The organism is Vibrio sp. VGrn 2 (assembly GCF_009361695.1).
In the GTDB taxonomy this organism is placed as follows: domain Bacteria; phylum Pseudomonadota; class Gammaproteobacteria; order Enterobacterales; family Vibrionaceae; genus Vibrio; species Vibrio diabolicus.
This window is the reverse complement of record NZ_RBWD01000021.1, coordinates 33,416-54,431: the sequence shown is the minus strand read 5'-3', so window position 1 is coordinate 54,431 and position 21,016 is coordinate 33,416. Positions and strand designations below refer to the sequence as shown.

The window sequence follows — 21,016 nt, the reverse complement described above, 5'->3', positions numbered from 1 at the left end:
TTCAATTTAAGATTTTGTTCGGCTCAATGAATACTGAACATTACATAAAAGTAATGTTTGAATTGACTGTGCTGAATCCGAAGATTCAATGGTCACTTCGTTTCATTGAAACCTAATTTGAAGCCGAAGCTTCTAATTGGATTATCATCAACGAGTGCCCACACAGATTGATAGGTTTATATTTTTAAAGAGCTTTTCTAACTTATCCAGCAACTTAGTTGCTCGTCGTCAGGGGTGCGTATCTTACTCCGCACCGTGAGAGAGTCAAGCATTTTTTTCAAATTTCTTTTTCTCTCACTTCCGACTCGCTGTGTGACTTTCGTCTCACTCCGTGTCGGTGGATGCGCAGTATAGGGAGTTGATAAATTAGTACAAGCGTTTTTTGCAAAAAAACTTTCAACAGGTCATTAGTTAGCCAAAAGCGTGATATTTGCATATTTCTTCGTCACATTTGAGACATATCACAGCAATTGGTTGGAAAAACACCAACCATATACGTAAGATTCATGTGTCTATTCTGTTAATGGACAATCGATCTCTTTATCACTATGTGTAGTAATTAAAATGACGTCTAAAAAAAATCTGATTTTATGTGCTGGGCTGGCCGTCGTTGGGGGAATCGTCTTCTCTCAAGTCACCATCCCACCAGCCTTGAGTTTTCTCATTGGTGTTATCGCTACTGCTTTTTTATTTTCATTTTCTAGCCAGACACCTTCTATTCAATCAACAGACTCGGATCCATCAACTAAAACTCTGTATGTCGGCAACCTTCCTTATAAGGCCAATGAGAGTCACGTTCGCGATTTGTTTGCTGAATATGGACAGGTCTATGCAGTACGCTTAATGAAAGATAAGCGCACTGGAAAAAGAAGAGGGTTTGGTTTTGTCGTGATGGCTGCGGCAGATGCCAAGCCAGCTATCGCTAAACTGAATGAAAAGGAATATATGGAGAGAACGCTAAAAGTGAGAATTGCGAACGATCCTAAACACCCGGATGGTGGTAAACCAGAACAGGATTAAAACCTAGCTTCTTTAAACAAATGTTCAGTGCATCTTCCTGCCAAGGAGTTGCACTGGCATAAATCGACTTACTTCCCTCTTCCGTATCCTCAATTTCATCACTTAATAGTAATGCTTTTACTCGACGTGCAATGGCTGCACCCGAATCAATTAAAGTAACGTCCCCACCCAAAGCTTGATGAATTTCCTCTTTGATTAAAGGGAAGTGAGTACAACCGAGCACCGCAACGTCTACTTTATCGCGAAGCGGAAGCAGGATTTTTGTCAGTTCGTCTAGAGAAACGCTGTTGCCTCGCAACTTCTCTTCGGCCATATCCACCAAGCGAGTTGATCCCAACAGCTCAACTGGTTTGCCTTGCGCAAAGTCTCGTATTAATTCGTGAGTATATTGGCGTGTTACTGTCGCCGGAGTGGCGATCAGCCCTACCCCTTTTGATGCCAAAAGCGATGCGGGTTTAATCGCAGGGACAACACCAACAACGGGAATCGATAGATTTTCACGTAAGGAAGGAAGCACTATGGTGCTTGCCGTATTACAAGCAATGACAACAATGTCGACTTGGTGTTCTTCGACTAATGAAGAGACCAGTTGGTTAACTCGTGAAATGAGTACCGCCTGATCGAGTTCACCATAAGGGTAAGCCTGATTATCGAATAAGTATAAGTAGTCAAGATGCGGCAATAGGCGATGTATCTCTTGGAATACAGAAAGACCACCAACACCGGAGTCAAAAACTAGGACTTTTTTCTTACTTGCTACTCGCACGAGCCTTACCTAAAGAACAGAAACGTTGCGATCATACTGCTTAGATTTGTTTTGGCAATGCTTTAGCATGGTATCTTTGATGGCTGAATCTATCTCCAGATTCTACATCTCGCTTCGTTAGCTCGATATGCCCTTGAAAAGACGGCGAAGACGTGACCAGTGTGTGAAATTCACCATTTTCCCCACAGGGATCAATTTGACTTGGTAATGACTCTATTAGGACTTTGTCATACCAGCGACCACACCACTCTGGAGGGAGAACACTTCCGTCGATGGTGATCAACATCGTTTGAATACCACGCTCTATGATTTCCATCGCTAGTTTGTCGCTGCTCTCCCCTAATAGCGGAAAGACGCACTCCCAGCCAGCAGGTTCAATATAGCTGCGTCGGTACTCGGCAATGCCATTGCAAAACATATCGCCAAATGCGACAGCTTCTATATTCAGACCACTACTTTGTAATGCATTAACGATGGTCGATTGATAAATGTCGTTACTCGGAAAAACTTCAGGCAGTTCGATAGTAATGAGCGGAAGCGCAAGTAAGTCGGCTTGCATTTTTACAACCTCAAGCGGAGTTGCTTGGAAAGGGACTTCTTTCCCTACGTAAGTCGTGTACAAACCGACAACTTGATAATTTGGATTCTCGTTAAGGCGCTCAAGCGTTAATGTCGAATCTTTGCCACTGGACCAACTGATCACCACTTGCTTAGGTTTCGTCATTCGATTTTCCATCACAAAAATATTAAAAACCGCCCGAAGGCGGTTTGTGTTCATTCACGATTAGAATTCGTAGCCAACGTTTAGATAGTACGCTCGCTCCGCAGCAGGGTAACCTTTTGCCATCTCATACTCTTCATCAAATAGATTATCGATACGAGCGCTAATAGAGGTCGACTCACTCGGATAGTAAGTCACAGCCGTATCAACCAACGAGTAAGAAGAAAGCGTGATATCTTGTGAAGGCCAAGTGCTGTAATCCACATCTGGACGCTTACCGACGTACTGATAGCTAACCGACCAGTCCACTTTATCGAAGCTCACTAAAGCGTTCCACTTATACATTTCTTTAGCGCGGCGCTGCAACTGATGCCCTTTATCGTCTTCAGCATCTTTGTAATCCGCACTCAACTGGTGCTGCACAATCCCTGTATCAAACTCAGCAACAAGCTCCACACCTTGGATATGTGTTTCACCATCGACATTCAAATATTTGTATGTGGTTGGATGGTAATCGATAAGATTCGTGATTTTATAGTCATAACCCGTAACGGACCAAAAAACGCCTTGGACATCACCGCTGAATGCTAGCTCCCAAGCATCTGACTCTTCCGGCTTCAGATCTTTCTCACCGTATGTTGGGTCATACTGTTGATATAGGTTTGGAGCCTTAAACGCAGTACCAAAAGAAGCTTTAACCCCAAACTCTGGCACAAACTGGTAACCAGCCGCTAAGCTGTAAGTGAACTCACTACCGTATTCTTCGTTATCATCCAAGCGAGCACTGCCCTCAAGCATTGCTTTATCAATACTAGTGGTTGCCATACCAAACAGAGCGCCATTGGTACGATCAAACGTTTTATTCGCACTCTTGTCTTTGTAAGATTCGTTGCGCCAATCAATACCACCAGCAAACGTCGTATTGTTGTTTAACAAGTAACTGTTGGTCCACTGGACATTTTGCTGTTCCAGTTCATCTTCAGTACCTGAGTGTTTGCCTTTTGCTTGCTCATAGTTCCAAGACTTCTGTTTCTGTGCCGTTACTTGTAGTTCTGACATCACGTTACCAGACTGATACTTACCGCCCAGAGTGGCAGAAAGGTCGTCTTTTTCTGCTTCGTAATAACCGCGACTGCCGTAGCTGCTGTCATATTGATAAACATTTTCGTAAGCACGTAGGTTACCAAATACAGACCACTGGTCATTGAAGTTATGCACGTAACCTAGCAGACCATTCTTTGTATCAAAGCCATGGCGATCGCCGTCATTAACTCCCGGTACAGGACGAACGTTATAGCCATCATCACTTTCACTACCAAGCGCGATATTCAGTTGGCCGCTCTCTGTGACTTTAATGCCAGATGCCACACTCAATTCTTGGTAATCTAAGCTACCTAAACCAGCGCTTAACTTCGTTCCTTCTTCGTCAGCACGCGCAATGGTGATGATATTGATCACGCCACCAATCGCTTCTGAACCATAAAGTGACGCACGCGCACCACGCACGTACTCAATCCGTTGAACGTAAGTAAGTGGGATTTGGTTAAAGTCCACAGCGCCCTTCGCTGCACGCGCAAAACGTACGCCATCAACCAGTACTAGAACTTGGTCGGAACTGGTACCACGAACAAATAAAGACGCTAACTGACCACGACCACCATTTTGTGAAACTTGAATCCCCGTAAGACGGCGCAACACATCTGGTAGGGTTTTCGCTTGAATGCGATCAATGTCTTGTCGAGTAACCACTTCGACATCTGCCAACGTACGGCTTTCGGCTTGCTCAAAACGGTTTGCAGTAACAACGATGGTTTCGTCAGTGGAGGTTTCTTGGGCCTGTAGATAAGAGACAGGTGAAAGCAGCGATGCCAAAGTGATCGCCAGTGCGGATTTTCTCATTGTATTGTCCTAAATCGCGTAATTCCTTCCGAGCCCTGTCATCATGACAGTCCAGTGCTGTGGCTCAGTTGTTGGCAGGTATTCGGACTCAAGAGCACGGGTGTACCGCCTACTTGCTCGACTTCCCACATAAACTAATGCAGTGTCTGATGAGCGTTCGTTCTCTTTTACCGCTGCGCGTCAGTTCTGGATTCACACCAGATTCCCATTTCAGCCATCTAGATTGCTAGATAACACCAACTTGAGGCAAATATTATTCAGCTATTGATTATTTGTCCAGCCAATATTGCCCTTACAAGTTGTAACGTTTTGATTGATTTTGCTTTCTACTCTGCCTGTACGCACTATCTTTAAATCAATTCCAGTACAAAACTGGACATCCTATTGAGATTGAATAAAATCTGCGCTCTTAAATTGAATGCACCATAAAAGGTAAGATCATGGCTACTCTTGATGTAAACCCACAACGCTACCAAGAACAACTGGCTGAAAAAGTCGAACGTCTCACGGATATGTTCGCGCCATACAACATGCCAGAACTGGAAGTGTTTGAATCACCAGAGCAGCACTACCGCATGCGTGCTGAGTTCCGTGTTTGGCATGAAGGCGAAGATCTTTACTACATCATGTTCAACCAAGAAACTCGTGAGAAATACCGTGTTGACCAATTTCCTGCAGCAAGCCGTCTGATCAACGACCTGATGCCGCTATTGGTTGAAGCGATGAAAGACAACGACTCGCTACGTCGTAAACTGTTCCAGGTGGATTTCCTATCGACGCTAAGCGGTGAGATTCTGGTTTCACTGCTTTACCATCGCCAACTTGATGAAGAGTGGATTGAGAACGCGAAAGCCCTTAAGCAGCGTTTGAATGATGAAGGCTTCAACCTAAACATCATTGGTCGTGCTCGTAAGATGAAGATTGTCCTAGACCGCGACTACGTGATCGAGAAGCTAGACGTAAATGGTCAAAGCTACATCTACCAACAAGTTGAAAACAGCTTCACTCAGCCAAACGGTAAAGTGGCAGAGAAGATGTTGGAATGGGCGGTCGACTGTACCCAAGAAAGCACTGGTGACCTACTAGAACTTTACTGTGGTAACGGTAACTTCTCGCTGGCCTTGGCACAAAATTTCGACCGCGTCCTGGCAACTGAGCTAGCCAAACCATCGGTTGTATCTGCACAGTACAACATCGCCGCCAATAAGATTGATAACGTACAAATCTTACGTCTATCAGCAGAGGAATTTACTCAAGCGATCGAAGGTAAACGTGAATTCCGTCGTCTACAAGATGCAGGTGTGGATCTGAAGAGCTACAACTGCAACACGATTTTTGTCGACCCACCACGTGCTGGGATGGATGTCGATACTTGTAAAATGGTGCAAGGTTACGAGCGCATCATGTACATCTCTTGTAACCCTGAGACTCTAAAAGAGAACTTGGACATTCTATGCGAAACACACAACGTGACGCGTTTTGCTCTGTTTGACCAATTCCCTTATACCCACCATATGGAAGCGGGCGTGCTATTGGAACGCAAAGCGTAACCCACCGCGTCAAATACAAAAAAAGCGAGCTCAATGGCTCGCTTTTTTTAATTTGATTCGTTTTGCTTATTCTGCAGAAGTCTTCTTGCTGACAAAACCTAGCTTCTTACCAATCCATGCGAGTAAGATCATTGAAACCATGATCGCAAAGAAGTTTGAGCCTGCTTCTGGGTATTGCGCTTTAATAAACGCAGAGTGACCAAACGCACCAACGAAGAAACACGCCAAGCCAACTAATGGGATATCTTCTGATACCGGGTTATTTAGGTACTCTTGGTAAAGAGCTTGTACAGCCAGTACGAGTGCAATCAATGGGAAGATTGAAAACGATACTTCACTCATGGTCAACCATGACAACAAAGCATCACCACACATACCTGCAACCAGTGCCAAAATCAGCGTTTTCTTTTCAGATTTATTTCCATTCGACATTATTCTATCCCGCCTTTTAATCGGTTACGTTCACGTTCTTTGCGATACCAATAGGCCCCTTTGGCTATCATTCGCAATTGCATGATCAATCGCTCGGCGAGTTCATCGCGCTCACGTCGATCTAAATCTAAAGCTTCAGCCCCCGAACTGAAAACCAAAGTCACAGACGCTTCTGCTTGAGTATACGCCTCTTCTCTGGTCACGCCGGTGCTCATTAAATACTCGGTTAATTCTGCCGCAAAATGCTGGATTTCTCGAGCAACTGCGGTACGAAATTCAGCAGAAGTGCCGGAGCGCTCACGCAACAACAAACGAAAGACGTTCGGACTACTTTCAATGAATTCCATAAAGGTTTCGACCGAGGTACGAATTACGCTACCTTCTTTCACAATACGTTGACGCGCCTGACGCATCAGTTGACGTAGTAGCAAACCGCCTTCATCGACCATAGTTAAGCCTAGCTCATCCATATCTTTGAAGTGGCGGTAAAAAGAAGTCGGTGCAATCCCTGCCTCTCGGGCGACTTCTCGCAAGCTAAGGCTGGAAAAGCTGCGATCCGCACTTAATTGACTAAATGCCGCATCGATCAATGATCGACGTGTCTTCTCTTTTTGCTGTGCGCGGATTCCCATCGATTTCATTCTTAACTTGCTCTTTTTCTGTAGGGTACAAGAGCCTCAATATAACGCAATTTGCTCCTACGGAGAAAGATATGTTGCTTCGCTCGCTCTGAGCGCCGAGAACGTTACTATTGGCATGCATCTAATTGCAATGTTCTCGATGCAATTTATAGACATACAACATACCAAATCACCCTTTTGGTCGATTCTGCGTGATCACTTCCACTCTCTAACAGGCATGACGTGTACCAATAGAGTAAATGAGTTAAAATCGCGCTAAAGCAATGTTAAGCAAATATAACAAGGAAGGCATCATGGCGCATGTTAATCACTATGACGTGATCGTAATCGGTAGTGGCCCTGGCGGAGAAGGGGCTGCAATGGGATTAACCAAAGCGGGACTGAATGTTGCCATTGTCGAGAAAGAAAGCAGTGTCGGCGGCGGTTGTACTCACTGGGGTACTATTCCATCAAAAGCACTGCGTCATGCCGTTAGCCGCATCATCGAATTTAATAGCAACCCGTTATTTTGTCGAAACAACACCAGCGTTCATGCAACATTTTCTGACATTTTAGGTCATGCTAAATCGGTCATTGATAAGCAAACTCGACTTCGTCAGGGCTTTTATGACCGTAACTCATGCACACTTTTGTTCGGAACCGCGCGATTTATCGATAACTACTCAATTGCAGTGATGCAAAGCGACGGCACAGAAGAAATCTATTCAGCGGATAAGTTTGTCATTGCGACGGGTTCTCGTCCGTATCAGCCTAACGACGTTGATTTCTTGCATGAGCGCATCTACGACAGTGATTCCATTTTGAGCCTGAAACACGACCCTCGCCATATCATCATTTACGGTGCGGGCGTTATCGGTTGTGAATACGCTTCTATCTTCCGCGGACTTGGAGTGAAAACCGACCTTATCAATACCCGCGACCGCTTGTTGGAGTTTTTGGATAACGAAGTGTCAGATGCGCTGTCTTACCACTTCTGGAACAGCGGTGTGGTAATTCGTAATGATGAAACCTATGAAAAAATCGAAGGCACAGAAGATGGCGTGATTATTCACCTACAATCTGGCAAGAAGATGAAGGCGGATTGCTTGTTGTATGCAAATGGTCGAACAGGTAACACCGATAAGTTGAATTTGGGCGCAGTTGGTCTGGAAGCGGACTCTCGCGGACAACTAAAAGTAAACCGTAACTACCAAACCGATATTGAACACATTTATGCTGTAGGCGATGTCATCGGTTACCCTAGCCTTGCAAGCGCCGCTTATGACCAAGGGCGATTTGTCGCACAAGCCATTACGAAAGGTCAGGCAGAAAACTATCTGATTGATGATATTCCAACGGGTATCTACACCATCCCTGAGATTAGCTCTGTGGGTAAAACCGAGCAAGAGCTAACAGCTGCGAAAGTACCATATGAAGTAGGACGCTCTTCCTTCAAGCATCTAGCTCGTGCACAGATCGCAGGGAAAGACATCGGCAGCTTGAAGATATTGTTCCATCGTGAAACCAAAGAAATTTTAGGGATTCACTGCTTTGGCGAACGTGCCGCGGAAATTATCCACATCGGTCAAGCCATTATGGAGCAAAAAGGCTCAGCGAATACCATCGAGTATTTCGTCAATACCACCTTCAACTATCCGACGATGGCCGAAGCGTATCGTGTCGCTGCGTTGAATGGTTTGAACCGCTTGTTCTAATTATGCTTCTTGATAGCAAACAGAAAAACAGCAGGCTTTGACCTGCTGTTTTTATATCAACATTGTGCGAGGAAGGTATCCTTACGCCATTGGCAGAGAAAGATAACCCCTAAGCCAATACCCCGCATCAACATAAAGCTCGTCATTGCAAACCACAGAGCGTGATTTTCCCACTCGGCGAACAAGTAAAAGACGACGAAGAAACTGCTGGTCGCGACAAACATACTATTGCGCATGTCTTTGCCTTTGGTTGCACCGACAAAAATGCCATCTAATAGAAAACACCACATCGACGCAAGTGGCATCACTACCAGCCAAGGTAGATACACCGCTGCTTGCTGTTGTACCGCCTCAATTGAAGTGATCATGGCGATCAACTGCGATCCCGCCAAACCAAAGAGCGCGGTCAGCCCCAAGCAAATAACCAAACTCCAAAAGAAAGTGCCGACAAGCGATGCACTCAATTGTTGCCTATCTTTGGCGCCAATCGCCTTCCCGACCATGGCCTCCATTGCATAAGCAAAGCCATCCATGCCATACGAGATAATCATCAGGAAGCTCATCAGAACCACATTTGCAGCGACAACCTCATCACCAAAGCTCGCGCCTTGGAACGTCATAAAGCTAAAAGCCGCTTGCAGACACAAAGAGCGTAAGAAAATATCGCGATTCAATTTCACGAAGCGCCCTAACCCGTGTTGAGTGCTGGCTAGCAGCTTTTGAGGTGATGGTAATTGCCTCTCTCGCCAGGTTTTCCAGACACACATGAGACCAAAACCCATGCCTGAGTAGTCAGCAATCACCGATGCCAGCGCAGCACCTTCTACTTTCCACCCCAAACCCATCACAAACAACAAATCGAGGACAATATTAGTCACGTTAGTGATGATCACCATCCACATTGGTGCTTTGGAATTTTGCGTTCCGAGCAACCATCCCAACAACACAAAGTTCATTAGCGCAGCGGGGGCACTCCACACTCGGATAGAGAAATATTGCATGCCGTAGTGCTTCACTTCAGCACTGGCGTCACTCCAACCAAAGATCAAATCAGCAATCGGGTTATGGGCAATAAGGAAGACTAACGCAAACAGCAGTGCCATGAGTGAGCCTTGCATGAACACCAAGGCAAGTTGCTTTCGGTCTTCACCGCCATAGGACTGCGCCGCCAACCCAGTAGTCGACATACGCAAAAAACCAAGCAGCCAAAATGTCACGCTGATCATGGTACTGCCCAACGCAACACCACCCAAATACCAAGCGTGGTCTAGATGACCAATCACCGCAGCATCGACCAAACCGAGCAATGGAACAGTAATATTCGACAGCACCATAGGTATCGCTAAAGCTAAGACCTGGCGATGAACTTGTGGGTTAGATAAAGGAGAGAAGATTGAATTTGTCACAGGCACCTCATCAGTAAGATCAACGAGTGTACCTGAGCGTTTAACGACTAGCCAATTACCACTTGATGTGAACGAGGACTGGCGTGAGGCGATGCTTCAACATTGGAATCTTATTAAGCCAACGCTGCCAAGCTTTCCAACGAGAACAGAATCTATCGAATGGCGAGAAAGCTTTCACCCACTGTGCCCATGGTAACCATTGCAATATCTGTTCTGCAGGCGCTTCAAAGCCATGAGCATAACGATCAGAGCCAAGCTTTTGTCCCCATTTGGTTTCCGTTAAATCTCCTGCCAGCACCATACACAGTTCAGCAGAGACAAAATGTCGACCCAAGGTTTGAATAAATTTCGCGACTTGGCGCTCTGTGCAATCGAGCAGTGCCATTTCACATAAAATGAGTACTGGTGCTTGCTCTGGAATGGCTAACGTCTCTAGCCACGACATTTCATCCACACTGCCACAGCGATGTTCATAACGTTCATTTTTGTGGAACAAGCGCTGACGCCATACCAAATTTTCCGTCACGTCCAGCTCTATCCAATGGCAGCGCCCATTATCCAAACGATAAAAGCGGGTATCCAGCCCAGCACCAACATTGATTATCCAAGCATCGGGATACTGCTGTAAGAAGTGACTAACCTGCTGGTCACAAAGCTGAGTCAGCGTCACGTGCAGCAATTGCTTCTGCGCAATATCACCACTCAAACAATCCGGCGCCATCTTACAACTCAAACACGCTTTAGCAGCTATCGGATCGTACACCAAGCCATTGTCGACCATGCTTTCACGGCTACGCAATAACAGTGGCTTTAATAAATGGTTAGGAACTTGATGTTTAGACTGAGACATGGGCATTTCCTGCGCCAGAGAGAAAACATAGACATTAATAAAGATGATAATGAATATCAATTACATTATCAAGCTTATAAATTGCTCAAAACAAACAAGGTCAAGATGATAAGCAAGCTTTTAGAGGAAGTAGAACAAAGAGAAAAGACAAAACAGCCCAGATAAACTGGGCTGCTTAAACACACTTACATCCAATCGGTATTGCGAATAATACCAACGGCTAAGCCTTCAATCGTAAGGTGCTGAGACGTTAAGTCCACTTGAATTGGGGCAAACTCTTCATTCTCAGCATGCAGTAATATGGTTGAACCTTTGCGCTCCAAACGCTTCACAGTCACATCATCATCAACACGCGCAACGACAACTTGACCGTCTCTCACGTCTTGGGTTTTATGCACCGCGAGCAAATCGCCATCCATAATCCCGATGTCTTTCATACTTTCGCCATTTACACGAAGTAAGAAATCCGCTTGCGGCTTGAACATCGCAGGGTCGACTTGGTAGTGCGCTTCTACGTGTTCCTGAGCCAGAATCGGCTCACCCGCAGCAACTTGACCAATCAAAGGCAAGCCCTGTTCGTCATTAGCGGCAGAGTCATCAAGTAGGATACGAATCCCACGCGATGCACCTGGGATAATTTCAATTGCTTGCTTACGAGCAAGCGCTTTTAGGTGTTCCTCTGCGGCATTCGCAGAGCGGAAGCCAAGCTCACGCGCAATCTCTGCACGAGTTGGTGGCATTCCGGTGTCATCGATTTTACTTTTGATCAAATCGAAGACTTGTTGTTGGCGTGGCGTTAACGGCTTCATGTCTCACCTGTCTTTTTATACAGTTAACTGTGAGTATATCCAGTAAATGCTCAAATGAAAACCCAATTGGTTGTTTTTTAATTTATTTGTGGAGTGCACTTCGTTTGCTGCCCAAGTTCATTATTCATGCGTTTAAAACACCGCCTTTTCAGTTAATCAAAGTAAAGCAACAACTTAGGAGTTCGACTAATTTACAGCCAATAAAATTAAAAGGTTTGACCAGTTTCTGGTATCCTTGCTGCGCTTAAATTTTATCGCCTAGGCTTATTTCTTTTGCCGTACTCATTTCTTTTTCTATAGAAGACATGCAAAGCGGACACTGAAATAAGGTTAGGCCTGTTTGAATACCTATTGAGGCTGTGAACTTTATGTCTTCTGGACAATCATTTTCACGTTCATTACTAAAACTACCTTTATCGGTACTGGTAAAGGGCACCACAATCCCGTCGAACCCGATTGAAGATCTGAATATCGACCTCGCTAAGCCGATTGTATATGCCCTACCGTTCCGCTCGAACGTGGATTTGCTGACACTGCAAAAACAAGCCATGAGCCTTGGTCTGCCTGACCCGCTCAGTCCGCTGGAAATCAATGGCAAAACGCTGAACCGTTTCGTCTTTATCGCTGCGCGTCCAACTGTGATGAACAACGATAATGATGTCCCAACCGACTCTGTCTCTCTGTTCACAGACTTGCTGGAACTGCATAAGCTGGATAGTGAGTTGGACGTTCAAATGATCCCTGCAACCGTGCTTTGGGGTCGTAAACCAGGTAAAGAAGAAAACCAAAAGCCTTACCTTCAGCCAATGAATGGCCCGCAAAAGGCGAAAGCGGTAATGGCAGCAGGACGCGACTGCTTGGTTCGCTTTAGTCCCGTGGTATCTCTGCGTTATATGGCAGACTCTCACGGTACCGACAGCGCAATTGCGCACAAATTGGCTCGCGTGGCGCGTATCCACTTCTCTCGCCAAAAACTTGCGGCTTCAGGCCCAAACCTGCCACAACGCCAAGTGTTGTTTGCTCGTTTATTGAAATCTCCAGCTATTGAACTGGCGATCGCTGACGAAGCCAAGAGCAAAAATATCTCGATTGATAAGGCACGTAAAGAAGCCCACGACATCATGGATGAAATCGCCGCCGACTTCTCCTACGGTCTAGTGAAAAACGGCGACCGCATCCTGAGTTGGCTATGGACAAAGCTGTACCAAGGGTTGCACATCAATAACGCCTCGACTGTGCGTCGTTTAGCGCAAGACGGCCACGAAATTGTGTACGTTCCGTGTCACCGTAGTCACATGGACTACCTACTGTTGTCTTACGTTTTATACCATGAAGGCATGGTGCCTCCGCACATTGCGGCAGGCATTAACCTGAACTTCTTCCCGGCCGGTCCTCTTTTCCGTCGCGGTGGGGCGTTCTTTATTCGTCGTAGCTTTAAAGGTAACAAACTGTACTCAACCATTTTCCGCGAGTATCTAGCTGAGCTGTTTGCCAAAGGCTATTCAGTCGAGTACTTCAGTGAGGGTGGTCGTTCACGTACAGGTCGCTTACTGCAAGCGAAAACGGGTATGCTGGCTATGACCATCCAAGCAATGCTACGTGGTCTAAACCGCCCAGTAACACTAGTGCCGGTCTACATCGGTTACGAGCACGTAATGGAAGTAGGCACTTACGCGAAAGAGTTGCGTGGCAAACGCAAAGAGAAAGAAAACGCAGGGCTTGTACTGCGTACTCTGCGTAAACTGCGTAACTTTGGTTTGGGCTATGTGAACTTCGGTGAGCCAATTCAGCTCAACCAATACTTGAACGAGCATGCTCCTGAGTGGACGAAAGACATCGACAGCATGGGTGGTAACAAACCACAGTGGATGAATCCTGTGGTGAACGACCTTGCTAATAAGATGATGACGCACATCAATGATGCGGCGGCGGCAAACGCGTTGACCTTGTGTGCAACCGCACTGCTTGCTTCTCGTCAACGTGCACTTTCTCGTGACTCGCTGATCAATCAGATCGAGTGTTACTTAAAGCTACTCAAAAATAATCCGTACTCAAGCACCTCCACTATCCCTACCGAAAGTGCTGAGGAGTTGGTCGATCATGCGATTTCACTTGATAAGTTCGTGATTGAAACCGATAGCATGGGTGACATCATTTCGCTGGATCGTAGCCAATCGATCCTGATGACCTACTACCGCAACAACATCATCCACTTGTTTGCTCTGCCATCATTAATTGCTCAGATGATCATTCGTCAGCGCAACCTTTCGGTAGAAAAAATTCAAGCGAATGTCGCGCAAATCTACCCATTCTTGAAGAAAGAGTTGTTCTTAAGCTATCAAGAAGACGAGTTGGATGAATTGGTCGTTAAAACACTGCATGAGTTTGCCGAGCAGAAAATGATTAGCCTCGATGGTGATAAGCTGGAGATCAATCAGTCGAACAACCAGCCTTTGGTTCTGCTAGGTCGTACAATCTCGGAAACACTGCAGCGCTACTCTATTGCGATGAACTTGCTTGTTGCTTACCCAGAGCTCGGTAAATCGGACCTAGAACAGAAGAGCCAAGATATTGCTCAACGTTTAGGACGCTTACACGGTATTAATGCTCCAGAATTCTTCGATAAAGGTGTGTTTACCGCTATGTTCAATACACTCAAACAGCAAAAATACCTCGATAACGATGGTAACTGTGACACGAAGAAAACGCAGCAATTTGCACGATTACTATTCACTCTGCTTTATCCAGAAGTGAAACTGACGATCGAAGAGAGTATTCATCAACTTCAGTCGTAACCGTTTTACCTTCTTCCAAAATAAGAAAAAAGGCATCCAATCGGATGCCTTTTTGCTATTTCTTCGCTTACCAAAATGCGACCAATAACCCTATCGCTATCACCATGCCAACATAGTTGTTGTTGAGGAAAGCCTTAAAGCACAACTCCCGCTCACGGTGACGAATTAAGTGCTGCTGATAAACAAACAACGACGCTGCAATCAAAAGGGTCCAGTAGTAACTTTGCCCCAATTGGTAGAACTGCCCTAACCAAACCAACATCGCGAGTGTAATCAGTTGCAATACCCCAATGATGAGTTTGTCATGACGACCAAACAAAATTGCCGTCGATTTAATGCCAATCTTTAAATCATCATCGCGATCGACCATCGCATACTGAGTATCATAAGCAATGGTCCATAAAGCGTTAATCAGAAACACAAACCAAACTATCAGTGGTAGCTCCCCGGTTTGTGCAGCCCACGCCATTGGAATTGCCCAGCTAAAAGCCAAGCCTAAAAAGAGTTGTGGAATATGAGTGTAACGCTTCATAAATGGATAGATGAACGCCAACACAATGCCAGCGAAGGATAGCTGAATCGTCAACGGGTTCATGGTCAGCACTAACAAGAATGAGCTGATACCCAAAACCAAAAATAATCCAATCGCTTCTTTTGCTGTCACTTTCCCTGATGGCAGTGGGCGTTGCTTGGTACGTTTTACATGGCCGTCGACTTTGCGGTCAGCAAAATCATTAATCACGCACCCCGCGCTACGCATTAGGAATACACCCAATACAAACACGATAAATACATCCCAACTCGGCATCCCTTGGGCTGAGATAATCAGCGCCCAAATCGTTGGCCACATCAGTAACAGTGAACCAATTGGGCGATCCATGCGCATCAGTTGCCAATATGCTTTGGCTTTTTCTGCGGACATTTACACTGTCTCCTTAGCGTAAACTGGTGAATTAGATAAGAATAACTCGGCGACCAGCATCGGTTTGTGATTCATCCACAACCTTGAGCGTCGCGCTAACAAACGTCCTTCTGGTACGGCTACCCATCCCATTTGCAAAGAGTCTCGCTCAACGTTGTCTGCGCTGAACACTGTTAGTCCTAATGGGATATCCCCTTGTTGAGCCAAATCATACTGCTGATCAACTAAGGTTGAGCGAGGAATCAATGTCCGTCCGATAACCCAGTTATCATTGTCACCACACAAAATTACCTCTCGCAGTAAGCAATCTTGTTCGGACAATAACTGGCTTTCGTCCTGTTTTAACGTCGCCGCAGTGACGATCTGATTTTGTAGCAATTCTACCGTTAATGCTTGGCAGTGTTGCTTTAAACGACGTGACAAAGACCCTTGCTCTTCAAGCCAGTGCTTGGCAAATTCATTTGGAAATTCGAATTCGTCGGGGTTTTGCCACTCTACTTCCAATAAAGAAGCAAGATAGAGTGATGTTGGCTGATTCATACTAGTATTCAATTGGAGGCTTTATGCGTACAATAAAGCAACAACTTACCGTCCATAGTAATGTATGTAACCGTAAGTTCCGTTATTTGTTATAGACGGCCCATTGTATCAAGACTGAAGCGATTCGAATATCGCGATCCAGAGAAAGAAAAGTTAGAAATATGTACAAACGTTATATAGCCCAAATTATTTTTGCGTTAACCATACTGTTCGCCGCACCAAGTTGGGCTGAAACGGAAGAAGCTGGACCTAAGTTGGCATACTTTACCCTTGAGCCTGATCTCACTACTAACTTTTACACCAAAGGCAAAAAGTTAGGTTATGTGCAAGTGCGCATCGACATCATGGTAATGAGCCAACAAGATTTATCGATTGTTGAGCATCACCAACCTTTGATTCGCGATGCAGTAATTGAATTACTGGGTAAGCAAACAGAAGATACTATTAAGTCCCTTTCTGGCCGAGAAGATCTGCGCAAAACCTTAGTGACGACCCTCAACGAAACACTTTTGCCCGAAACAGGTAAAACCATCATTGCCGATTTGTTGTTTACAAAATACCTTTACCAATAAACCCAAATCGTTTTGAACATAAAAAAGACCGCTCTTGAGCGGTCTTTTCATTTCAGCTTTAGGCTTGCTGTTGGTATTTCATCTTGCCTGAATCAAACAGCGCAATCGCCATCCCCGACAGTAAACCCACTAAGTGAGCGGTGTTTGCAATCGCCATGAACGGCTGCACAAAACCAAGAACTAACCATACCAACATAAAAACGATGATTGGCTTGGGTAGCGTAAGGCCTAAATGTGGCAAGCGGTAACCCAATATCCACAAATAGCCAAGCAGTGCATAGACCACGCCAGACAAGCCACCGAAGTTTGCCCCTTCAACATAGAATTGGCCAGCCCCAGAAAGCGCTGCTGATACTACAAAGAGTTGCAATAGCTTACCGGAACCGAGACGACGTTCGATGTCGCCCCCCAACTGCCACCACCATAGTAAGTTGAACACGATGTGAGTCACTGAAAAGTGCAGTAACGCATGGCTTAGCCATCGCCACACTTGCCATTGTTGTCCCTCAAAGGCTGGGAAGTGCAACAACTTAAACACGCCATTGCCAAAGCCAAACATTTGTAACAAGTAGATGATGGTACACACCGTCATGATCAGCAAAGTCATTGGGCCGGCTTTTGCTTTGACCATGCTCATGATACTCGGGCTAGAATAATGAAAAGTGCTCTTGCGAGTATCGGCAACGTCCCACGAGGCGGCGCTGTATTTTGAATCAGACGGGTTAGCAAGGAACTGCTTAAGTTCGGCTTCCGCTTCTATTTCATGCTGGCTATCAGTCAGCCACAGCGCAAATTGCCCATCCCCTTCTGGCATCATTTCGATGTCAATTTGGCGAGAGGCCATATAATCAATAAAGGCTTGTGCCATACGTGGATTATTTAACGTTACCAATCTCTTCATTAACTTCTCACTATCGGTAGTTCTGCTCGATGCCAGGCTTCAAAGCCACCATCCACACTGTACACCTGTTCAAAGCCTTGGTTAACTAAATATTGCGCCGCACCTTGGCTACTAATGCCGTGGTAACACATCACCAGAATAGGTTGTTCGAACTCCACTTCATCCATAAACGCAACGATCGTATCGTTGGTTAAGTGATACGCGGACTCCGCATGCGCAACGGCAAACGATTGAGGGTCACGGATATCTACAAGCTTCGCATCACCCTGCTCGAGCAGCGCTTGCGCACCTTGTACATCGATATGCTTAAACTGATCCATTTACTTTCTCATTGTCTTATTAATATACCCAAGCAACCTCGAACCTAACGTGCTAATCAGCACCCGTGGTACAGCATAAAATCTATATTTGAAGCCGCTTGGGTATACTGCCGCTATTGTAACCTATCCAACGGCAAACTTAGACACATGGATAATCAGGCTTTTCAAAAGTGTACACATTCCAACCATTTGTGGATAAAGCTGTGAATTGCGTTGATAAAGTGTATTTGGATCTTTTGATCCACAATATGTAGTGATGATCCTGATCTAACTGTGTGTATATCTATAACTATCCCCAGATGGAAAAGTGCTTGAATCCCTTATTTTGTCCGGGTTTCGAACAGTTGATAAATAATTACTTCACAGAGTTATACACAGGTAGCACATAAAATCCGGATCGCAAACGCTATCGATTTTCGATCGACAATAAAAAAGCCGAGATCACATGATCTCGGCTTTTTTATGAAAATCTTACTTTCAATTAGCAGTAGAACTTAAAATTCACCCACAGCCAATTTTAGTTTCTTCATTGCGTTTTTTTCTAGCTGACGAATACGCTCGGCAGAAACACCGAACTCATCAGCTAAGTCTTGCAATGTTGCTTTCTCATCATCTAACCAACGAGAACGCACGATGCGCTGACTACGCTCATCCAAACTCGCTAATGCATGACCCAAGCGATTGTTGGTGTGCATTTCCCAGTTTGCAGCTTCAATGTTGTCAGCCACATCAGACGATTTGTCTTCTAGGTACAGCATTGGCGCTGTGTAAGCGTTTGAGCTGTCGTCTTCGTCAGTTGGCATATCAAAGGTTGAATCCACCGCCGCTAAGCGTGATTCCATCTCGCGAACTTCAGAAGGTTCAACACCTAACTCACGCGCAACGGTTTCGACTTCACCGTTGTTAAACCAACCCAAGCGCTTTTTCGACTTACGCAAGTTGAAGAACAACTTACGTTGCGCTTTAGTGGTCGCAATTTTCACGATACGCCAGTTACGTAGCACATATTCGTGGATCTCTGCTTTGATCCAGTGGACAGCAAAAGACACCAAGCGAACCCCTACTTCTGGGTTAAAACGCTTAACGGCTTTCATTAGACCGATGTTACCCTCTTGTACAAGGTCCGCCATTGGCAAACCGTAGCCAGAGTAACCACGAGCAACGTGAACAACGAATCGTAGGTGCGAAAGAATCAGACCTTTTGCAGCCTCAATCTCACCTTTGTAGTGTAATCGTTCTGCCAGCTCACGCTCTTCGTCTGCAGTCAGCATTGGGTAGCTGTTTACTGAGCGAATATAGCTATCAAGGCTATCTTGCGTGACTAGAGCCATCGGATACGCTTCTTTTGTCATTCAATTCCTCATCAATCTCTGATCTGGAGCATTACATTGCAAATTTAGCTTCGATATCTTGAACTCAAAATGAACAAGTTTCAAGAAGGGGAAGCAATTATCCATAAACATTCGGTCTAAACAAGGGATCCAGATTAGCTAGTGCTAATAAAATCCAAGTAGTAAGACCTTCATCACTTAAACTGGTTCAATTTCTTTTAAATGTCGTTGCGCAGAAAAGCGCGCCGCAATGCATCCCAAAAGACTACCAATGATGATTAATAGCAAAGATTCATCCCAGCTTAGACCAATCAGGCGAAACTGGCTGTCGTACAACGCAGCAAGATCTTCCACCGCACTATTCATAACAATGGTCACTAAAGCCGTTACCAACCACGCGATGGTGGCACCTAATACGCCAAACCACATACCCGTGTACAAATAAGGGCGCAGAATAAAACTGTCCGTCGCACCGATCAGTTTCATGGTTTGAATCTCTTCTTTATTCGCCAGCACATTAAATCGCAACGTGTTGCCAACGATTAAAAATACCGCACCGAGCATCAACACTGTCAGAGTAATGACAATAATACTCGCGAGAGTTTTGATCGCATCAAGACGCGCCAGCCAGTCTTCGTCAAGCCTCACATCGGTCACGTCTTGTTGCTCTCGAACGTCTTTGGCTAATGACTGAATATCACTTTTTAGCTCCGAGTCTGGCGTAATCACCAACACACCGGGTAGCGCATAGCCACTTAAAAGGCTGATAGCCTGATCGAATCCTGCATATTGGCTTAAATCAGATAGACCTTGTTGCGGTGAAATATATTCCACCTCTTTTACCAAAGGCCAAGTTTCAATTTGATCTTTGAGAACCATCACACGTGCATCCGGCATGCCTTCTACTAAGTAAGCACTAACTTGCGAGGGAGATGCCACATCTTCCGCGGCACCCGCGACGTTTTTGCCCAGTAGATACAAACAAGCTGGCATAGCAAGTGCCATTGAAATAACGGCTAGGGTCAGGATATTACCTAAAGGTCGTTGCCATAAGGCGCTAAAAGAGGATTTTGCTTGTTTTGCGTGGACAGAGAAAAAACCATCGGTATTTGCACGCTTGGCACTGCGGCCTTTCCCCTTCTTTTGGGAGTGCTTGTTACCTGCCATAGTCTTCTACCTCACTTAGGAAGCCTTGGTTTAATTCAAAATGACGATACTGTGGGCGAGTGTTTACTAACCCCACATCGTGCGTGGCGAGTAAGATGGTCACTCCAGCACGATTAAATTCTTCGAACAAACGCAATACGCGATTGGATAGTTCGGGATCGAGGTTACCTGTCGGCTCATCAGCCACCAGCAACGTTGGTCGATTGACCACGGCACGGGCAATACCGACGCGTTGTTGCTCACCACCAGAGAGTTGGCTCGGCAGGCAACGAGCCTTATCAAGCAAGCCAGTTTTATCTAACGCCGCAGAAACGCGGCGTTTGATTTCGTTTTCAGAAATCGATTCGATGCGCATCGGCAGAGCGACATTGTCGTATACGCTGCGATCCATCAGTAGACGATGATCTTGAAAAACAATCCCAATATTGCGGCGCAAAAAAGGGATGTCTTTGCTTGGAATGCGCGTGATATCGTGACCATTAAAATGGATTTTTCCATCGGTTGGGCGCTCTATCGCGCAGATCAATTTCAGCAAGGTACTTTTACCAGCTCCGGAATGTCCGCCTAAAAACGCCATTTCACCGCGCCTCAGGTGAAAATCGACTTTTTGCAGTGCTTGTCGACCACCTCGGTAAGCTTTGCTTACTTGCTGAAATTTGATCACCGTTGATTTCCTCTAA

General features: G+C 45.5%; 20 protein-coding genes and 1 riboswitch. Of the genes, 5 read left to right on the top strand and 15 right to left on the bottom strand.

The genetic code is table 11. From position 1 onward, the window contains the following. Positions 1 to 564: 564 nt before the first annotated feature. On the top strand, positions 565 to 1,020 hold the full coding sequence (locus D8S93_RS22405; RefSeq protein ID WP_031780357.1) for an RNA-binding protein: 456 nt from the start codon (positions 565 to 567) through the stop codon (positions 1,018 to 1,020). Here the strand turns inward: D8S93_RS22405 and murI are convergent. From murI to btuB, 3 genes are read right to left on the bottom strand one after another with little or no spacing between them, the layout of a single operon-like run. Then, positions 983 to 1,786 (bottom strand): glutamate racemase, encoded by an 804-nt coding sequence (murI, locus tag D8S93_RS22400; protein WP_046874611.1) that lies wholly within the window; start codon positions 1,784 to 1,786, stop codon positions 983 to 985. The two genes, D8S93_RS22405 and murI, sit on opposite strands and share 38 nt — an antisense overlap. A 40-nt stretch (positions 1,787 to 1,826) precedes the next feature. Beyond that, positions 1,827 to 2,510, bottom strand: coding sequence for an ATPase (locus D8S93_RS22395; RefSeq protein ID WP_104969913.1), 684 nt, complete (start codon positions 2,508 to 2,510; stop codon positions 1,827 to 1,829). A 60-nt stretch (positions 2,511 to 2,570) separates the two neighbouring features. Then, entirely contained in the window at positions 2,571 to 4,406 is a 1,836-nt protein-coding gene (gene btuB / locus D8S93_RS22390) for a TonB-dependent vitamin B12 receptor (RefSeq protein ID WP_152815620.1), read from the bottom strand. A gap of 55 nt (positions 4,407 to 4,461) precedes the next feature. Next, a riboswitch (cobalamin riboswitch) is annotated at positions 4,462 to 4,662 on the bottom strand. 184 nt (positions 4,663 to 4,846) lie between these two features. On the opposite strand from btuB, the gene trmA reads away from it, so the two are divergent. Then, on the top strand, positions 4,847 to 5,956 hold the full coding sequence (trmA, locus tag D8S93_RS22385; protein WP_033907263.1) for a tRNA (uridine(54)-C5)-methyltransferase TrmA: 1,110 nt from the start codon (positions 4,847 to 4,849) through the stop codon (positions 5,954 to 5,956). A gap of 66 nt (positions 5,957 to 6,022) precedes the next feature. On the opposite strand, the gene D8S93_RS22380 is transcribed toward trmA, so the two are convergent. Together D8S93_RS22380 and fabR are read right to left on the bottom strand one after the other, a co-directional pair. Further along, complete coding sequence (locus tag D8S93_RS22380; RefSeq protein WP_005378634.1) at positions 6,023 to 6,388, bottom strand: YijD family membrane protein; 366 nt, start codon at positions 6,386 to 6,388, stop codon at positions 6,023 to 6,025. Next, on the bottom strand, positions 6,388 to 7,029 hold the full coding sequence (gene fabR, locus D8S93_RS22375) for an HTH-type transcriptional repressor FabR (protein ID WP_005378632.1): 642 nt from the start codon (positions 7,027 to 7,029) through the stop codon (positions 6,388 to 6,390). The genes D8S93_RS22380 and fabR overlap by 1 nt, the downstream gene beginning before the upstream one ends. A gap of 263 nt (positions 7,030 to 7,292) precedes the next feature. Here fabR and sthA point away from each other — a divergent pair, with 263 nt between their 5' ends. Further along, positions 7,293 to 8,723, top strand: coding sequence for a Si-specific NAD(P)(+) transhydrogenase (gene sthA, locus D8S93_RS22370; protein ID WP_005389689.1), 1,431 nt, complete (start codon positions 7,293 to 7,295; stop codon positions 8,721 to 8,723). Between the two features lie 56 nt (positions 8,724 to 8,779). Here the strand turns inward: sthA and dinF are convergent, their stop codons facing one another. The 3 genes from dinF to lexA form a co-directional block, all read right to left on the bottom strand. Beyond that, entirely contained in the window at positions 8,780 to 10,129 is a 1,350-nt protein-coding gene (gene dinF, locus D8S93_RS22365; RefSeq protein WP_319803066.1) for an MATE family efflux transporter DinF, read from the bottom strand. Positions 10,130 to 10,184: 55 nt separating this feature from the next. After that, the gene (locus D8S93_RS22360; protein ID WP_005393777.1) at positions 10,185 to 10,979 is read right to left on the bottom strand and encodes a class I SAM-dependent methyltransferase; all 795 of its coding nucleotides are present in this window, start codon (positions 10,977 to 10,979) and stop codon (positions 10,185 to 10,187) included. 185 nt (positions 10,980 to 11,164) lie between these two features. Next, entirely contained in the window at positions 11,165 to 11,788 is a 624-nt protein-coding gene (lexA, locus tag D8S93_RS22350; protein ID WP_005393778.1) for a transcriptional repressor LexA, read from the bottom strand. A gap of 368 nt (positions 11,789 to 12,156) precedes the next feature. Between lexA and plsB the strand changes: the two genes are divergently transcribed. Then, entirely contained in the window at positions 12,157 to 14,583 is a 2,427-nt protein-coding gene (gene plsB / locus D8S93_RS22345) for a glycerol-3-phosphate 1-O-acyltransferase PlsB (protein WP_152815614.1), read from the top strand. Positions 14,584 to 14,650: 67 nt separating this feature from the next. On the opposite strand, the gene ubiA is transcribed toward plsB, so the two are convergent. Continuing rightward, complete coding sequence (gene ubiA / locus D8S93_RS22340) at positions 14,651 to 15,505, bottom strand: 4-hydroxybenzoate octaprenyltransferase (RefSeq protein ID WP_005393780.1); 855 nt, start codon at positions 15,503 to 15,505, stop codon at positions 14,651 to 14,653. After that, complete coding sequence (locus D8S93_RS22335) at positions 15,506 to 16,045, bottom strand: chorismate lyase (RefSeq protein WP_080955994.1); 540 nt, start codon at positions 16,043 to 16,045, stop codon at positions 15,506 to 15,508. Positions 16,046 to 16,206: 161 nt separating this feature from the next. Here D8S93_RS22335 and D8S93_RS22330 point away from each other — a divergent pair, with 161 nt between their 5' ends. After that, on the top strand, positions 16,207 to 16,617 hold the full coding sequence (locus D8S93_RS22330; protein ID WP_046874381.1) for a flagellar basal body-associated protein FliL: 411 nt from the start codon (positions 16,207 to 16,209) through the stop codon (positions 16,615 to 16,617). 58 nt (positions 16,618 to 16,675) lie between these two features. Here D8S93_RS22330 and glpG read toward each other — a convergent pair whose 3' ends face one another. From glpG to ftsE, 5 genes are all read right to left on the bottom strand, one after another. Continuing rightward, positions 16,676 to 17,518: a rhomboid family intramembrane serine protease GlpG gene (gene glpG, locus D8S93_RS22325; protein WP_005393785.1), complete on the bottom strand. Its 843-nt coding sequence runs from the start codon at positions 17,516 to 17,518 to the stop codon at positions 16,676 to 16,678. After that, on the bottom strand, positions 17,518 to 17,838 hold the full coding sequence (gene glpE, locus D8S93_RS22320) for a thiosulfate sulfurtransferase GlpE (protein WP_005378691.1): 321 nt from the start codon (positions 17,836 to 17,838) through the stop codon (positions 17,518 to 17,520). Before glpE ends, glpG begins: the two co-directional genes overlap by 1 nt. A 494-nt stretch (positions 17,839 to 18,332) precedes the next feature. Continuing rightward, positions 18,333 to 19,190 carry an RNA polymerase sigma factor RpoH gene (gene rpoH / locus D8S93_RS22315; protein ID WP_005378693.1) on the bottom strand — a complete coding sequence of 286 codons (858 nt, stop codon included), beginning with the start codon at positions 19,188 to 19,190 and terminating at the stop codon, positions 18,333 to 18,335. Between the two features lie 177 nt (positions 19,191 to 19,367). Continuing rightward, a complete protein-coding gene (gene ftsX, locus D8S93_RS22310; RefSeq protein WP_005378695.1) occupies positions 19,368 to 20,336 on the bottom strand; it encodes a permease-like cell division protein FtsX in 969 nt (322 codons plus the stop codon). Next, a complete protein-coding gene (gene ftsE, locus D8S93_RS22305; RefSeq protein ID WP_005393800.1) occupies positions 20,326 to 21,000 on the bottom strand; it encodes a cell division ATP-binding protein FtsE in 675 nt (224 codons plus the stop codon). Before ftsE ends, ftsX begins: the two co-directional genes overlap by 11 nt. Positions 21,001 to 21,016: the final 16 nt, after the last annotated feature.

What these genes read in the sequence shown, in the direction of transcription:
- D8S93_RS22330 (WP_046874381.1), top strand. Translation starts at nt 16,207, where the DNA reads ATGTACAAACGTTATATAGCCCAAATTATTTTTGCGTTAACCATACTG.
- plsB (WP_152815614.1), top strand. Translation starts at nt 12,157, where the DNA reads ATGTCTTCTGGACAATCATTTTCACGTTCATTACTAAAACTACCTTTA.
- D8S93_RS22405 (WP_031780357.1), top strand. Translation starts at nt 565, where the DNA reads ATGACGTCTAAAAAAAATCTGATTTTATGTGCTGGGCTGGCCGTCGTT.
- rpoH (WP_005378693.1), bottom strand. Translation starts at nt 19,190, where the DNA reads ATGACAAAAGAAGCGTATCCGATGGCTCTAGTCACGCAAGATAGCCTT.
- btuB (WP_152815620.1), bottom strand. Translation starts at nt 4,406, where the DNA reads ATGAGAAAATCCGCACTGGCGATCACTTTGGCATCGCTGCTTTCACCT.
- fabR (WP_005378632.1), bottom strand. Translation starts at nt 7,029, where the DNA reads ATGAAATCGATGGGAATCCGCGCACAGCAAAAAGAGAAGACACGTCGA.
- D8S93_RS22380 (WP_005378634.1), bottom strand. Translation starts at nt 6,388, where the DNA reads ATGTCGAATGGAAATAAATCTGAAAAGAAAACGCTGATTTTGGCACTG.
- glpG (WP_005393785.1), bottom strand. Translation starts at nt 17,518, where the DNA reads ATGAAGAGATTGGTAACGTTAAATAATCCACGTATGGCACAAGCCTTT.
- D8S93_RS22395 (WP_104969913.1), bottom strand. Translation starts at nt 2,510, where the DNA reads ATGACGAAACCTAAGCAAGTGGTGATCAGTTGGTCCAGTGGCAAAGAT.
- ubiA (WP_005393780.1), bottom strand. Translation starts at nt 15,505, where the DNA reads ATGTCCGCAGAAAAAGCCAAAGCATATTGGCAACTGATGCGCATGGAT.
- ftsX (WP_005378695.1), bottom strand. Translation starts at nt 20,336, where the DNA reads ATGGCAGGTAACAAGCACTCCCAAAAGAAGGGGAAAGGCCGCAGTGCC.
- trmA (WP_033907263.1), top strand. Translation starts at nt 4,847, where the DNA reads ATGGCTACTCTTGATGTAAACCCACAACGCTACCAAGAACAACTGGCT.
- lexA (WP_005393778.1), bottom strand. Translation starts at nt 11,788, where the DNA reads ATGAAGCCGTTAACGCCACGCCAACAACAAGTCTTCGATTTGATCAAA.
- glpE (WP_005378691.1), bottom strand. Translation starts at nt 17,838, where the DNA reads ATGGATCAGTTTAAGCATATCGATGTACAAGGTGCGCAAGCGCTGCTC.
- sthA (WP_005389689.1), top strand. Translation starts at nt 7,293, where the DNA reads ATGTTAAGCAAATATAACAAGGAAGGCATCATGGCGCATGTTAATCAC.
- D8S93_RS22360 (WP_005393777.1), bottom strand. Translation starts at nt 10,979, where the DNA reads ATGTCTCAGTCTAAACATCAAGTTCCTAACCATTTATTAAAGCCACTG.
- D8S93_RS22335 (WP_080955994.1), bottom strand. Translation starts at nt 16,045, where the DNA reads ATGAATCAGCCAACATCACTCTATCTTGCTTCTTTATTGGAAGTAGAG.